This window comes from Pseudomonas sp. NPDC090592 (assembly GCF_044769185.1).
Lineage (GTDB): Bacteria > Pseudomonadota > Gammaproteobacteria > Pseudomonadales > Pseudomonadaceae > Aquipseudomonas.
Genome location: NZ_JBIVXJ010000003.1, coordinates 182554 through 197059 on the forward strand (window position 1 = coordinate 182554; position 14506 = coordinate 197059).

At 62.8% G+C, this 14506-nt stretch carries 16 protein-coding genes; 11 read left to right on the plus strand and 5 right to left on the minus strand.

The genetic code is table 11. The features are described 5' to 3' along the window. Positions 1–121 precede the first annotated feature (121 nt). On the plus strand, positions 122–1048 hold the full coding sequence (locus ACIQUI_RS03745; RefSeq protein WP_403195045.1) for an alpha/beta hydrolase: 927 nt from the start codon (positions 122–124) through the stop codon (positions 1046–1048). Here ACIQUI_RS03745 and ACIQUI_RS03750 read toward each other — a convergent pair whose 3' ends face one another. After that, positions 1049–1801: a DUF2059 domain-containing protein gene (locus ACIQUI_RS03750; RefSeq protein WP_403195046.1), complete on the minus strand. Its 753-nt coding sequence runs from the start codon at positions 1799–1801 to the stop codon at positions 1049–1051. It abuts the gene before it with no gap. A gap of 113 nt (positions 1802–1914) precedes the next feature. On the opposite strand from ACIQUI_RS03750, the gene ACIQUI_RS03755 reads away from it, so the two are divergent. Together ACIQUI_RS03755 and ACIQUI_RS03760 are read left to right on the plus strand one after the other, a co-directional pair. Further along, a complete protein-coding gene (locus ACIQUI_RS03755; RefSeq protein ID WP_403195180.1) occupies positions 1915–2547 on the plus strand; it encodes a 2OG-Fe(II) oxygenase in 633 nt (210 codons plus the stop codon). Then, a complete protein-coding gene (locus ACIQUI_RS03760) occupies positions 2534–3037 on the plus strand; it encodes a DUF523 domain-containing protein (protein WP_403195047.1) in 504 nt (167 codons plus the stop codon). The genes ACIQUI_RS03755 and ACIQUI_RS03760 overlap by 14 nt, the downstream gene beginning before the upstream one ends. A 122-nt stretch (positions 3038–3159) precedes the next feature. Here the strand turns inward: ACIQUI_RS03760 and ACIQUI_RS03765 are convergent, their stop codons facing one another. Continuing rightward, positions 3160–3648, minus strand: coding sequence for a transporter substrate-binding domain-containing protein (locus tag ACIQUI_RS03765; RefSeq protein ID WP_403195049.1), 489 nt, complete (start codon positions 3646–3648; stop codon positions 3160–3162). 223 nt (positions 3649–3871) lie between these two features. Here ACIQUI_RS03765 and ACIQUI_RS03770 point away from each other — a divergent pair, with 223 nt between their 5' ends. Further along, positions 3872–4348 carry a DUF4399 domain-containing protein gene (locus ACIQUI_RS03770; protein ID WP_403195051.1) on the plus strand — a complete coding sequence of 159 codons (477 nt, stop codon included), beginning with the start codon at positions 3872–3874 and terminating at the stop codon, positions 4346–4348. 166 nt (positions 4349–4514) lie between these two features. On the opposite strand, the gene serA is transcribed toward ACIQUI_RS03770, so the two are convergent. Continuing rightward, entirely contained in the window at positions 4515–5744 is a 1230-nt protein-coding gene (gene serA / locus ACIQUI_RS03775; protein WP_016489694.1) for a phosphoglycerate dehydrogenase, read from the minus strand. 171 nt (positions 5745–5915) lie between these two features. Here serA and ACIQUI_RS03780 point away from each other — a divergent pair, with 171 nt between their 5' ends. The 4 genes from ACIQUI_RS03780 to ACIQUI_RS03795 all read left to right on the plus strand — a co-directional run bounded on the left by ACIQUI_RS03780 (position 5916) and on the right by ACIQUI_RS03795 (position 10100). Then, on the plus strand, positions 5916–7313 hold the full coding sequence (locus ACIQUI_RS03780) for an FAD-binding oxidoreductase (RefSeq protein ID WP_403195053.1): 1398 nt from the start codon (positions 5916–5918) through the stop codon (positions 7311–7313). A 25-nt stretch (positions 7314–7338) separates the two neighbouring features. Continuing rightward, the gene (locus ACIQUI_RS03785; protein WP_400612583.1) at positions 7339–8004 is read left to right on the plus strand and encodes a fumarylacetoacetate hydrolase family protein; all 666 of its coding nucleotides are present in this window, start codon (positions 7339–7341) and stop codon (positions 8002–8004) included. A gap of 182 nt (positions 8005–8186) precedes the next feature. After that, positions 8187–9107 (plus strand): SdiA-regulated domain-containing protein, encoded by a 921-nt coding sequence (locus tag ACIQUI_RS03790; protein WP_403195055.1) that lies wholly within the window; start codon positions 8187–8189, stop codon positions 9105–9107. A gap of 90 nt (positions 9108–9197) precedes the next feature. Then, complete coding sequence (locus ACIQUI_RS03795) at positions 9198–10100, plus strand: SdiA-regulated domain-containing protein (protein ID WP_403195057.1); 903 nt, start codon at positions 9198–9200, stop codon at positions 10098–10100. A gap of 106 nt (positions 10101–10206) precedes the next feature. On the opposite strand, the gene rpiA is transcribed toward ACIQUI_RS03795, so the two are convergent. After that, positions 10207–10881: a ribose-5-phosphate isomerase RpiA gene (gene rpiA / locus ACIQUI_RS03800; RefSeq protein WP_016502110.1), complete on the minus strand. Its 675-nt coding sequence runs from the start codon at positions 10879–10881 to the stop codon at positions 10207–10209. A 135-nt stretch (positions 10882–11016) separates the two neighbouring features. Between rpiA and ilvA the strand changes: the two genes are divergently transcribed. Further along, positions 11017–12531, plus strand: coding sequence for a threonine ammonia-lyase, biosynthetic (gene ilvA, locus ACIQUI_RS03805; protein WP_391130469.1), 1515 nt, complete (start codon positions 11017–11019; stop codon positions 12529–12531). A gap of 146 nt (positions 12532–12677) precedes the next feature. After that, positions 12678–13103 carry a DUF2269 domain-containing protein gene (locus ACIQUI_RS03810; RefSeq protein ID WP_403195060.1) on the plus strand — a complete coding sequence of 142 codons (426 nt, stop codon included), beginning with the start codon at positions 12678–12680 and terminating at the stop codon, positions 13101–13103. A 115-nt stretch (positions 13104–13218) separates the two neighbouring features. On the opposite strand, the gene ACIQUI_RS03815 is transcribed toward ACIQUI_RS03810, so the two are convergent. Further along, positions 13219–13875, minus strand: a complete 657-nt coding sequence (locus tag ACIQUI_RS03815; protein WP_403195062.1) for an HAD family hydrolase — start codon at positions 13873–13875, stop codon at positions 13219–13221. 140 nt (positions 13876–14015) lie between these two features. Here ACIQUI_RS03815 and ACIQUI_RS03820 point away from each other — a divergent pair, with 140 nt between their 5' ends. Then, the gene (locus ACIQUI_RS03820; protein WP_023532670.1) at positions 14016–14495 is read left to right on the plus strand and encodes an RNA pyrophosphohydrolase; all 480 of its coding nucleotides are present in this window, start codon (positions 14016–14018) and stop codon (positions 14493–14495) included. Positions 14496–14506: the final 11 nt, after the last annotated feature.

The following is a 14506-nucleotide window of genomic DNA, read 5'->3' on the forward strand; positions in this document are numbered from 1 at the left end:
TGTGGGAGCTGGCTTGCCGGCGATAGGGCCAGTACAGGTGACACATAGCCCAAGCTTGCCATGACGCCGGCCAGAGCTGAAGATTCCAGATCAATACATTGCATCAATGTGGATGTGCTCGATGCCCGCTGCTTTTCACCCCGACCACCTGCGCAGCCGCCTGGCGCTATTTACCGCTCGCCAGCCGTTAACGGCCGAAGCGCAGGACTACCAGCGCTTCTACGGCCTGAACTTGCCTGCACAAAGTTGGCTGGGCAGTTTCCAGGCGGCGGGGTTCGACCTGGTCGGGCAGGCCTGGTTACCCGAACAGCCAGGCGCGACGCTGTTTCTGCTGCACGGCTATTACGACCACATGGGCCTGTATCGGCATGTGATCGACTGGGCGCTCAAGCAGGGTTTCGCGGTGATCAGCTGTGACCTGCCCGGCCACGGCCTGTCCAGTGGCGAACGGGCCAGCATCAGTGATTTCGCGGTGTATCAACAGGTGCTGGAGGCGCTGTTCGAACAGGCGCTTACGCTGCAACTGCCGCGCCCTTGGCACCTGTGCGGGCAGAGCACTGGCGGTGCCATTGCGGTGGATCACCTGTTGCACCAAGGTGTGCGCAGCCCGATCGACGGGCAGGTCATCCTGCTGGCACCGCTGGTGAGGCCTTGCTCCTGGCGCTGGTCGAAACTGAGCTACCGCGTGCTGCGTCACTTCGTGAACGGTATCGAACGGCGCTTCAGCGAAAACACCAACGACCCGGGCTTCCTGGCATTCCTGCAGGCCGACCCGCTGCAACCGCGGCGCCTGCCGACCGCCTGGGTGGGCGCACTGATCGCCTGGGTCAAACGCATCGAGGCCGCGCCGCGCAGCTCGCGGCGGCCGTTGATTGTGCAGGGGGAGGCCGATGGCACGGTGGACTGGCCCTACAACCTTGAAGTGCTCAAGGCCAAGTTTGCCGAGCCGCAGATATTGATGCTGCCCGAGGCCCGCCACCACCTGGCCAACGAGCTGCCGGGCATTCGCCAGCGCTACTTCGACTTCATCGACCAGCGCCTGGGTTGATCACTTCAGGTCGTTGCTGTTCTGGCCAACCGCCAGGCCGGCGCGCACGGCGGCCAGGGCAGCCTGGTAGTACGCCTTGCCGTCGGGTGACTCGGCAAAGGTGGCGAACTCTTCCAGCTCGGCGTCGGACAGGTCGCGGTAAACGTACAGCAGGGTGTTGTTGAGGTCTTCGCCGATCTGGTTCATCAGGCGCTGGCGCTGGCCGTCGAGCAGGCCCTGGGCCTGGCCGCCGCCAAACAGGCCGGGGATCATCGAACTGAGGCTGTCGGCGGCCACGCCGGCGATGGCCAGGCTGACTTCGGCGCCGGCTTCACGCGCTGGCAGGGCTTGTGCCAGGTGACCGATGACCAGCAGGCGGTCGTCGCTGGCCTGGATCTTCGGCAGGCCTTTGGCATTCTTGGCCAGTTCGTCCTTGCGTGTGGCCTTCAGCTCGGCTGCCACTACCTTGCGCCCCAGCGGCGACTGGAAGAACGCCAGGGCCGGTGCCGGATTGGCCAAGGTAGCGCGCAGCTGCGCCTGGGCACGACGGTCCACCGCCTGGGCCTGGAAGCGCTGGTTGCTGTTGTTGACCAGCGCCTGGTACACGGCGGGTGGCAAACTGTTGCGGTAGCGCGCCTGGGCAGCGGTGAGGGCATCGTTGAAGTGGGCGCGCTGGTCGGGCCAGCCGGCGGCCTTGTACAGTTGATCCAGGTTGTCTGCCCAGACAGGCATGGTGCAGATCATCAGCAGAATCAGGGAAAACAGACGGCGCATTCAGGACTCCTGTCGGCAGGTGGCTATTGTCCTTGGCCCGGCGCCGGTTTGTCGAGATATCCGCGAGTTTCTCGGCCAAGTGGCGCTGTGCGCCGGCATGGCTAATGGATATGATGCGCGCCATGCACAACTCCCCTGAACACCCGATGCTTGCGGCCGTCGTCGACGATCTGGCCACCCATGGCTGGTCCCAGCAGGCGCTGTTTTTGCCTGCCGACCTGGTGCGCGCGCTGGCAGCCGAATGCCGGCGCCGTGATGCCGAAGGCGAACTCAACCCCGCAGGGGTTGGGCGCGGGGTTGCCCAGGAGGTGCGCGAGGCCATCCGCGGCGATCAGATCCAGTGGATCGACCCGGGGCAGGCAGAGGCCTGCGACCAGTACCTGGCGGCCATGGACCAGTTGCGCCTGGCCATCAACCAGGGCCTGTTCCTGGGCCTGGAAGACTTCGAAAGCCATTTTGCCCTGTATCCACCGGGGGCATTCTATCGCCGGCACCTGGACCGCTTTCGCGACGATGACCGGCGCATGGTGTCGGCCGTGCTGTACCTGAATGAAGGCTGGCAGCCAGAAGACGGCGGCCAGTTGCGCATGTTCCTCGCAGAGGGCGTAGAGCACGACGTCGACCCGGTGGCGGGTTGCCTGGTGGTGTTCCTGTCGGGTGAAGTGCCCCACGAGGTGCTGCCGGCCGGGCGTGAGCGGCTGTCGTTGACCGGCTGGTTCCGGCGCCGTGGCAATGACCCGTTCTAACCTGCCCAAGGTGCTGGTCAGCGCCTGCCTGCTGGGGCAGCCGGTGCGTTATGACGGCCGCGCCAGTGGCCATCCCGACCTGTTGCAGCAGTGGCAGGCCGAAGGGCGCGTGGTGCCGTTGTGCCCGGAGGTAGCCGGTGGCTTGCCGACGCCGCGCCCGCCTGCGGAGATCCCGGGCGGGCAGGGCGGCGAGGTGCTTGATGGTGGGGCGCAGGTGATCACCGTGACGGGCGAAGATGTGAGTGCCGAGTTTGTGGCCGGGGCGCAGCTGGCGCTGGAGTTGGTGCGGCGGCATGGCATTGGCGTGGCGGTGCTGAAGTCGGGTAGCCCTTCGTGTGGCAACCGGTTGACCTATGACGGCACGTTCAGTGGCGTGAAGGTGGCGGGGGAAGGGGTGACCACGGCGTTGCTGCGGCGGGCGGGGGTGCTGGTGTTCAGTGAGCTGGAGCTGGAACAGGCGCAACGGGCGCTGGCTGGGCTTTCAGTTTAAGCCTGTCCCGGCCCTTTCGCGGGCGCGCCCGCTCCCACAGGTACTGCACAGATCTCGAGTCATGTGGTGATCCTGTGGGAGCGGGCGTGCCCGCGAAGAGGCCGGGACAGGCACTGGATAACTTACTGCCCGGCCGCAGTCTCCTGCACACCCTTGAACCACTTCTGCTCAAGCTCAGCCGTGCGCCCACTGTCTTTCAGGCGCTGCAGCGCATTGTTCACCGCACTCTCGAATGCCGGGTTGTCCTTCTGGAACGGGATCACCAGCTTCTTCTCGCCAATCGGCAGGCTCACATCAAGCGGGCCATCCCCTTTGAGCGATTCACTTGGCGGTGTGAGCGCAATGTCGTACTTACCACTCTCGACACCGCTCAATACCTCAGCAGCAGGGCTTTCGACGAACTCGGCGCGCAAGTCCAGTTCCCTGGCCAGGTCCTGGCCAAATTCAATATCGAAACCCGTCAGGTGATCGTCTTGCTTGAACGCGTACGGCGAATTGTCAGCCTGTACGGCAATGCGCAGTTCGCCCCGGTCGGCGATTTCGTCTATCAGCTCCGCCTGGGCCAATGGACTGATCAGTACTGCCAGCAGTACCCCTATGGTCGAACGCATGAATGCCCCTTTTCGTTTAGCAGATGAATAACTTTCGCCACGGCTTTCTTCCTCGCCGTGATCGAGCGCAGCCTATGACCTTGAAGCCTCGGCATTGTTTAACCCTGACCGAAATATTTCTGTCAGACAATGGGAACACCTTGGCGAATAATTCAACTAAGGTGAACTACCGCCGCCGCCGGATGACAGGCTGCGGTCAATAAGTGAATCACAGGAGAAGTGAATGAACAGCCTATTTTCGCGTGCTGCCGTTGCCGGTCTGCTGATGGGAGCGTCGGTTTTCGCCGTTGCTGCGGACGCCCTGAAGAGCCAGGAGCCGCCCAAGGAGGCCAAGGTCTTCATCGTTTCCCCCACCGATGGTGCAACAGTCGACAAGACCTTCACCGTCAAGTTCGGCATCGAGGGTATGGGCCTCAAGCCTGCCGGTGACCAGACCCCGCATACCGGGCACCACCACCTGCTGGTGGATGTGGACAAAGAGCCGGTTGCCGACATGCCGCTGCCGACCAGCCTGATGCCAGAGGCCGGCACCGCGCTGCCAGCCGGGCCGCAAGTGCTGCACTTCGGTAAAGCACAGACCGAAACCAGCATTACCCTGACCCCGGGCAAGCACACCCTGCAGCTGGTGCTGGGTGACCAGTATCATGTGCCGTTCAAGCCAAGCGTCGAGTCGCAGAAGATTACTGTCGACGTGAAGTAAGCGCTGGATTCTTCGCGGGCTCGCCCGCTCCCACAGGGATCCCGTGAGCCTCGGGTTTGCGCTGATCCTGTGGGAGCGGGCAAGCCCGCGAAGCTGGCGACGTCGATTTCATCGGCAAAAAAAAGGGAGGCCACCAGGGCCTCCCTTTTTCATGCTGCCAGCGAACTTAGAACAGTACGCGGGAGCGGATGGTGCCCTTGACCTGTTGCAGTTTCTCTTGGGCCAGATCGGAGTACTCGGCGTCAACGTCGATTACCACGTAGCCGACTTTCTCGTTGGTCTGCAGGAACTGACCGGAGATGTTGATGCCGTTCTCGGCGAACACCTTGTTGATCTCGCTGAGCACGCCCGGGATGTTTTCGTGGATGTGCAGCAGGCGGTGCTTGCCTGGGTGCGCTGGCAGGGCCACTTCCGGGAAGTTGACCGAGGACACCGAGGTACCGTTGTCGCTGTACTTGACCAGCTTCTCGGCCACTTCCAGGCCGATGTTGGCCTGGGCTTCGGCGGTGGAACCACCGATGTGCGGGGTCAGGATCACGTTGTCCAGGCCGCGCAGCGGGCTTTCGAACTCTTCGTCGTTGGAACGCGGCTCGACCGGGAACACGTCGATGGCGGCGCCGATCAGGTGCTTGTCCTTGATGGCGGCGGCCAGGTGGTCCAGCTCGACCACGGTGCCACGGGCGGCGTTGATCAGGATCGCGCCCTTCTTCATTGCACGGATTTCCTTCTCGCCGATCATCCACTGGGTGGATGGCAGCTCAGGCACGTGCAGCGAGACGATGTCGGCCAGGCCCAACAGCTCGTTCAGGCTGGTGACCTGCACGGCGTTGCCCAGTGGCAGCTTGGTCAGCGGGTCGTAGAAGTACACCTGCATGCCCAGGTTCTCGGCCAGGACCGACAGTTGGGTACCGATCGAGCCGTAGCCGACGATGCCCAGCTTCTTGCCGCGGATTTCGAACGAGTTGGCCGCGCTCTTGATCCAGCCGCCACGGTGGCAGGAGGCGTTTTTCTCAGGGATGCCGCGCAGCAGCAGGATGGCTTCGGCCAGTACCAGTTCGGCCACCGAACGGGTGTTGGAGTACGGCGCGTTGAACACGGCGATACCGCGCTCGCGGGCCGCTTCCAGGTCTACCTGGTTGGTGCCGATGCAGAAGCAGCCAACGGCGACCAGTTTCTTGGCGCAGTCGAAGATCTCTTCGGTGAGCTGGGTGCGCGAACGGATGCCGATGAAGTGGGCATCGGCGATCTTTTCCTTCAGCTCGGCTTCCGGCAACGAACCAGTGAGGTATTCGATGTTGGTGTAGCCGGCAGCCTTGAGGGTATCGACTGCGTTCTGGTGCACACCTTCAAGAAGAAGGAACCGGATCTTGCTCTTGTCGAGAGAAGTCTTGCTCATCTGCGTAAACCTGTATCCCGGAGAAAAAATGGCGAGGGGTGATGCCAGGCGCGAGGGCAGCCTTAGCATGAACAGCGGGAGGGCTATGCTAGCATACGCGACACAATCTGAGCTTATCCCGACAGGTGAAGAGTGCTCAGGGTGACTATGAATAAGTCGAGAGTTCCAGCGATGACCCACCCCGCTGTAATTGAAGAACTGATGACCCTTGTCGACCCTGGCAAGGTCCTGACTGACGCGGCTTCCCTTGAGGCCTATGGCAAGGACTGGACCAAGCATTACCCGCCGGCGCCCAGCGCCATCGTGTTCCCCAAGACAGTAGAACAGGTGCAGGCGATTGTGCGTTGGGCCAATGCGCACAAGGTGGCGCTGGTGCCCTCTGGCGGGCGTACCGGCCTTTCTGCCGGCGCCGTGGCGGCCAATGGCGAGGTTGTGGTTTCCTTCGACTACATGAACCAGATTCTCGGCTTCAACGCCTTCGACCGCACCGTGGTCTGCCAACCAGGCGTGATCACCCGCCAGTTGCAGGCCTACGCCGAAGAGCAGGGCCTTTATTACCCGGTGGACTTCGCCTCCAGCGGCTCCAGCCAGGTTGGCGGCAATATCGGTACCAATGCCGGCGGTATCAAGGTGATTCGCTACGGCATGACCCGCAACTGGGTCGCCGGGCTGAAAGTGGTCACCGGCAAGGGCGAATTGCTGGAACTGAACAAAGACCTGATCAAGAACGCCACCGGCTACGACTTGCGCCAGCTGTTCATCGGCGCCGAAGGCACGCTGGGCTTCGTGGTCGAGGCGACCATGCGCCTGGACCGCGCACCGCGCAACCTCACCGCCATGGTGCTGGGCACACCGGACTTCGACTCGATCATGCCGGTGCTGCATGCCTTCCAGGGCAAGCTGGACCTGACCGCCTTCGAGTTCTTCTCCGACAAGGGCCTGGCCAAGATCCTGGCGCGCGGCGATGTGCCGGCACCGTTTGCGACCGATTGCCCGTTCTATGCGCTGCTGGAGTTCGAGGCCAGCACTGAGGAAGTGGCCAACGAAGCCCTGGCTACCTTTGAGCACTGCGTCGAGCAGGGCTGGGTGCTGGACGGGGTGATGAGCCAGAGCGAAACCCAGCTGAAAAACCTGTGGAAGCTGCGCGAGTACCTGTCGGAGACCATCTCGCACTGGACACCGTACAAGAACGACATTTCGGTCACTGTGTCGAAAGTGCCGGCGTTCCTGCGTGATATCGACGCCATCGTTGCCAAGCATTACCCGGATTACGAAGTGGTGTGGTACGGCCATATCGGCGACGGCAACCTGCACCTGAACATCCTCAAGCCGGAGCACATGAGCAAGGATGACTTCTTTGCCTCGTGCACCAAGGTCAACAAGTGGGTGTTCGACATCGTCAAACGCTACAACGGCTCGATCTCGGCCGAGCACGGCGTGGGCATGACCAAGCGCGACTACCTGGGCTACAGCCGCTCACCCGAAGAAATCGCCTGCATGAAGGCAATAAAGGCCGTGTTCGACCCTAACGGCATCATGAATCCGGGTAAGATCTTTGCTCCTGAATAAAAAGCAGTATCCAGAGGAGTCGGCCATGAGTTACCAGCACCAGTACGTAGACGGCACACGCATTCACTTCCCGCTGGGCAAGGTGGTGTGCATCGGCCGTAACTATGCCGAGCATGCCAAGGAGCTGGACAACCCGATCCCCACCGAGCCGCTGCTGTTCATCAAGCCGGGCAGCTGCGTGGTGCCGGCCGAAGGTGGCTTCAAGATCCCGGCCGAGCGTGGTTCGGTGCACTATGAGGCGGAAATTGCGGTGCTGCTGGGCAAGCCGCTGTCGACCCATCCGACCGAAGAAGAAGTGCTGGACGCCATTTCCGGCTACGCCCCGGCGCTGGACCTGACCCTGCGCGACGTGCAGGCCAAGCTGAAAGAGAAGGGCCTGCCGTGGGAGCTGGCCAAGAGCTTTGACGGCGCCTGCGTGTTGCCGCCGTTCGTCTCGGCCGGCAGCTTCGAGGACGTCACCGACATCCCGGTGCGCCTGACCGTCAACGGCGAAGTGCGCCAGGACGGCAACAGCGCGATGATGCTGAACCCGATCGTGCCGATGATCCAGTACATGGCGGCGCATTTTTCGCTGCAGGCGGGGGATGTGATCCTGACCGGTACTCCTGCGGGTGTGGGGCCGTTCAATGTGGGGGATGAGCTGGTGCTCGAGCTGCCGGGTGTGAGCCGCTTCGAAAGCCGGGTGCTCTGATTCAAGACCGCGTTGGCTTCTTCGCGGGCGCGCCCGCTCCCACAGGTACAGCGCCGCCCTTGAGTGTTGCGCGGTTCCTGTGGGAGCGGGCGTGCCCGCGAAAAGGCCAGACCTGTTTACCGATTTTTCACACCTGATCCGGATAATGCGCGCACCTACGCCCATTTCCCCAGGAACCTCGCATGCCATCACCCTCCAGCGCCCCGGCAACCCCCAAGCGTCGCTTCTACCTGCGCTGGCCCTTCGGCCTGGCCGTGGCGGCGGTGATCGGCTATGGCGTGGCCGTTGCCATGCACTGGGATGACCGCGGCGCGCTGTGGGTGAAAGAAAGCTTCGAGAGCACCGCCGAGCGCAGTGAAAGCGTGTGGTTGCCGGACTACCAGGTGGACATCGATGCCAAGCCGCTGCCGGGCATGGACGATGACGAAGCCTCCGACGTGGCCTTCAACCCGCGTACCCGTACCCTGTTTGCAGTCATGGGCAAGAACCCGATCCTGGTCGAGCTGAGCCTGGAGGGCGATGTACTGCGCAAGATCCCGCTCAACGGCTGGAACAACCCGGAAGGCGTCGCCGTGCTGGAAGACGGCTACCTGGCCATCACCGACGAGCGGCTGCATGACCTGACCGTTGTCAAGGTGGATGCGCAGACCACCTCGTTGAACCACGACGACTTCCAGAGTCACGACCTGGGCCCGTCGGTGAAGAACAACAAGGGCTTCGAGGCGGTGGCCTGGGACCCGTTGCGCCAGCGCCTGATCCTCGGCGAGGAGCGCCCGCCCAAGCTGTATACCTGGAACACCGACGGCCGCAGCCCGCTCACGGGTGACAAACAGGCGATGCCCAGTGACGAGCTCGACCTGCGCAACCTCTCGGCGCTGGGTGTCGACCCGCGTACCGGTCACTTGCTGGTGCTTTCGGCCGACTCCAACATGCTGCTGGAGCTGGACGAACAGGGCCAGCAAGTCAGCTTCATGACCTTGCTGGGTGGCTTCAACGGGCTTGAAGACACCATCCCGCGCGCTGAAGGCGTGGCCATGGACGACAAGGGCAACCTCTACATGGTCAGCGAGCCGGCGCTGTTCTATCGCTTCAAGAAGAACTGACAGCATCATCAGATTTGCCTGACGCTGGCATTAAGCTTTGCTTCAGCCGTTAATGGTTAGATTCGCCATCCCTGTGTCGAGTCTGCCTTCATGCGCCGTATTGTTCGCCTGTTTCTTGTCATGGCCGTTGTCGGCCTGTTCCTGCTTGGCTGGGCCGGTCAGGAGTTTCGCCTGTTCGAGCGTGGCTGGTTCAACCTCAAGACCTGGTGGCAGCCCGCCGAGCAGAGCATTGGCCTGGACCGCTACCGGGTGGTGGTGGAGGCCAAGCCGGTCGAAGGGCTGGATGACGACATCTCGGCGCTGACCTACGACCCCGACCGCAAGACCCTGTTCACGGTCACCAATGCCCGTTCCGAGCTGATCGAGCTGTCGCTGGACGGCCGCATCCTGCGCCGGGTGCCGCTGACCGGCTTCGGCGACCCGGAAGCCGTGGAGTATGTGGGGCCCAACAGCTATGTGATCACCGACGAGCGCCAGCAACGGCTGATTCGCGTGCGCCTGGAGGACGACACCATGTTCCTCGACGCCGGTGACGCCGAGCAGCTTAGCCTGGGCATCGGCCTGAACGGCAACAAGGGTTTTGAGGGCCTGGCCTATGATTCGGCGGGCAAGCGCCTGTTCGTGGCCAAGGAGCGTGACCCGATGCTGATCTACGAGGTGCACGGCTTCCCGCATGACAACCCGGAAAAGCCTTACGCCGTGCATGTGGTGCAGGACCGCAAGCGTGATGCGCGGCTGTTTGTGCGGGATTTGTCGAGCTTGCAGTTCGATGAGCGCAGCGGGCACTTGCTGGCGCTGTCGGACGAGTCGCGTTTGGTACTGGAGCTGGATGTTGAGGGCAGGCCGCTGAGTACCTTGTCGTTGCGCAAGGGGTTCCAGGGGTTGCAGGCGACGGTGCCGCAGGCGGAGGGGATAGCGATGGATGAAGCAGGGACCATTTACCTGGTCAGTGAGCCGAACCTGTTCTATGTGTTCAAACAGCCTGAAAATTGATTGCCTGTAAGGGCCTATTCGCGGGTAAACCCGCTCCCACAAGGATCTCCACAGACTTCCAGGCCTGTTGATATCCCTGTGGGAGCGGGCGTGCCCGCGAAGAAGGTTACTCGGCCTTCAGGCTCTTCACACCTTCAGCAGTACCCAGCAGCAGCAGGTCCGCCGGCCGCGCCGCGAACAGGCCGTTGGTCACCACGCCAACAATGGCGTTGATCTGCGCTTCCAGCTCCACCGGGTTGGTGATCTGCAGGTTGTGCACATCGAGGATCACGTTGCCGTTATCGGTCACCACGCCCTCACGGTAAACCGGATCACCGCCCAGCTTCACCAGCTGGCGGGCCACGTGGCTGCGGGCCATCGGGATCACTTCGACCGGCAGCGGGAAGGCGCCCAGCACCGGTACCAGCTTGCTGCCGTCGGCGATGCAGATGAAGGTCTTGGCCACGGCCGCGACGATTTTCTCGCGGGTCAGGGCTGCGCCGCCGCCCTTGATCAGGTTCAGGTGCGCGTCGCTCTCGTCGGCACCGTCCACGTAGAACTCCAGCTCGCTGACACTGTTCAGCTCGTAGACCGGGATGCCATGGCCTTTCAGACGCTGGGCGGTGGCTTCGGAGCTGGCGACTGCGCCGTCGAAGGCGGTTTTATGCTGAGCCAGGGCGTCGATGAAGAAGTTGGCGGTCGAACCGGTACCGACGCCGACGACGCTCTTTTCATCCAGCTTGGGCAGAATGAAGTCGACAGCGGCCTGGGCGACGGCCTGTTTGAGTTGGTCCTGGGTCATGCGGGCTCCGAAAAGGGGCAGGGCGGTTTTCAAAGTTGCCTAGTATAACGGCTTGGGCGGCTTTGCTGTGGTCGCCCGACGTAGCGCTGGGGTAGACTCCCAGCCCTTGTCCCGCGGCCCAGTGATGCGTTCCCGATGCTCGAACAGTACGTCAAGAAGATCCTCACCTCGCGCGTCTATGACGTTGCCGTCGAAACCCCGTTGCAGAGCGCCGGGCAGCTGAGCAAGCGCCTGGGCAACCAGATTTTGCTCAAGCGCGAAGACCTGCAGCCGGTGTTCTCGTTCAAGATCCGCGGGGCGTACAACAAGCTGGCCCAGCTGAGCCCGGAAGAACTGGCCCGCGGCGTGGTTACCGCCTCGGCCGGCAACCACGCCCAGGGCCTGGCCCTGGCTGCGCGTGAGATGGGCATAAAGGCCACTATCGTAATGCCCAAGACCACCCCTGAGATCAAGATCGAAGGTGTGCGCTCACGCGGTGGCAAGGTAGTGTTGCATGGCGACTCGTTCCCCGAGGCGCTGGCCTATTCGCTGAAGCTGGTGGACGAAAAGGGCTTTGTCTACGTTCACCCCTACGACGACCCGCACACCATCGCCGGGCAGGGCACCGTGGCGATGGAAATCCTGCGCCAGCATCCTGGCCAGCTGGATGCCATCTTCGTGCCAGTGGGCGGTGGCGGCCTGATTGCCGGCATTGCCGCCTACGTGAAGTACCTGCGCCCGGAAATCAAGGTGATCGGCGTCGAGCCGGACGACTCCAACTGCCTGCAGGCGGCAATGGCGGCGGGTGAGCGCGTGGTGCTGCCGCAGGTCGGGTTGTTCGCCGATGGCGTAGCAGTAGCCCAGATCGGCCAGCATACCTTTGATATCTGCCGTCATCATGTGGATGAAGTCGTTACCGTCAGTACCGACGAGATCTGTGCGGCCATCAAGGATATCTACGATGATACCCGCTCGATCACCGAACCTGCCGGCGCGTTGGGCGTGGCGGGCATCAAGAAGTACGTAGAGCTGTACGGCGTGGCCGGGCAGACCCTGGTGGCCATCGACTCCGGTGCCAACGTCAACTTCGACCGCCTGCGCCATGTGGCCGAGCGTGCCGAGCTCGGTGAAAAGCGCGAAGCGATCATTGCCGTGACCATCCCCGAGCGCCCGGGCAGCTTCAAAGCTTTCTGCGAGGCCATCGGCAAGCGCCAGATCACCGAGTTCAACTACCGCAAGCACACCTCTGACGAGGCACACATCTTTGTCGGGGTGCAGACGCACCCGGAGAGCGACCCGCGAGCGGCGCTGGTGCAGCACCTGACCGAGCAGGGCTTCCCGGTTACCGACTTGACCGACAACGAACTGGCCAAGCTGCATATTCGCCATATGGTCGGCGGGCATTCGGCCGGTGCCAGCGACGAGATGGTGCTGCGCTTCGAGTTCCCCGAGCGGCCGGGGGCGTTGTTCAACTTCCTTAACAAGCTGGGCGGGCGCTGGAACATCTCGATGTTCCATTACCGCAACCATGGCGCGGCTGACGGGCGCGTGGTGGCGGGGTTGCAGGTGCCGGAGGATGAGCGCCACCTGGTGCCGGCGGCGTTGGCCAAGATTGGCTACCCGTACTGGGACGAAACCGAAAACCCGGCCTACAAGCTGTTCCTGGGCTGAGCGGCTAAGCTAGGCCTTAGGGCCTATTCGCGGGCTTGCCCGCTCCCACAGGTACTGCGCAGGCCTCAGGCGTGTGATGTCCCTGTGGGAGCGGGCAAGCCCGCGAAGAAGCCAGCACGAAATGGCCTGCTCAAGGACACAGTGACATGGAACACCTGACCACCCTCAAGACCCTGCACATCATCGCCACCGCCCTGCTGCTATTGGGCGCCCTTGGCCTGGTTATCTGGACCGTGCGTGCCCGCCGGCAAGGTGATGCCGAGGCCTACGCCAAGCTGCTGCGCCGGCCGCTGTTGTTCGTCTGGCTGGTAATGGGCCTGTGCCTGGTGAGCATGCCGTTCACCGGCTGGTGGCTGGTGCATCTGGTGGGTTGGCCGCTGGGGCAGACCTGGGTGCTGGCGTCCAGCGTCATCTATACCTTCGGCGCGTTTGCCGTGTGGTGGCTGCTGGTGCGGCTGAACCGGCTGCGCAAGGCTGAAGTGGTGGGGTTGCGGTTTACCCTGGTGCTGGCGGTGTTCAGCGGGGTGTGCTTCCTGTCCATTGCCGGGCTGATGGGGGCCAAGCCAGTCTGAGGCCGGGGGAGGGCTTCGCCCTCCATCGCGACACAAGGCCGCTCCTACAGGGATACACATTCCCCTGTAGGAGCGGCCTTGTGTCGCGATGGGCCGCAAAGCGGCCCCGGCAATCTCAAGCCCTGAGCGAAACCACCGGCCACCCACGCTTCTCGGCTTCAGCCCGCAGGTTCGGGTCGGGGTCCACTGCCACCGCATGCGTCACCCGCTGCAACAACGGCAAATCATTCATCGAGTCGCTGTAGAAATAGCTGTCCTCAAGGTCAAAGCCGTTCTCCAGCATCCACCGCTCCAGCCGCGTCACCTTGCCTTCACGGAAGCACGGTATATCGGTACTACGCCCGGTATAGCGGCCATCGCGCATCTCACACTCGGTCGCCAGCAACACCCGCACGCCCAAACGCTTGGCAATCGGCGCAGTGACGAAGCGGTTGGTGGCGGTAATGATCACCAGCTGGTCACCCGCCTCGCGGTGCTGCTGCAGCAAGGCCAGGGCCTTGGGCAGGATGATCGGCTCGATGCAGTCGCGCATGAAGTCGCGGTGCCATTCATCGAGTTGGGCCGCAGGGGTAGCCGCAAGGATTTCCATGGAGAAGGCCAGGTAGGCCTGCAAATCCAGGGTGCCGTTGAGGTAGTCCTGGTAGAAGCCATCATTGCGCTGTTTATAGGCAACCGGGTCGAGAATGCCGCGCTGGCAGAGGTAGTCACCCCAGGCATGGTCGCTGTCGCCACCGAGGAGGGTATTGTCCAGGTCGAATAAAGCCAGGCGCATCGCAGTCACTCGCATCAGCTACAGGGTGGCCCGCAGAATACGGAGTTTTCACGCGGCTGCACATAAGCTTGGCCGGCGCGTTGCTGCGCTCGCAAGCTTTGTGGAACAATGCGGTGACATGCGTTTGCGAGGTTGCTGCCGTGATCGACCCGGATGGTTTTCGCCCCAATGTCGGGATCATTCTCACGAATGATGCCGGGCAGGTGCTATGGGCTCGCCGGATCAACCAGGATGCCTGGCAGTTCCCCCAGGGTGGTATCAACCCTGACGAGACGCCGGAAGATGCCCTGTACCGCGAGCTGAACGAAGAAGTTGGCCTTGAACGCGATGATGTGGAAATTCTTGCCTGCACCCGCGGCTGGTTGCGTTATCGTTTACCCCAGCGCCTGGTCCGTACCCACAGCCAGCCGCTGTGCATCGGCCAGAAGCAGAAGTGGTTCCTGCTGCGCCTGATCAGCAACGAACAGCGGGTGCGGATGGACCTGACCGGCAAGCCGGAGTTCGACGGCTGGCGCTGGGTAAGCTATTGGTACCCGCTGGGCCAGGTTGTGACATTCAAGCGCGAGGTGTACCGGCGCGCCCTGAAAGAGCTAGCACCGCGCCTGCTGACGCGCGACTGACGACGGAGTTC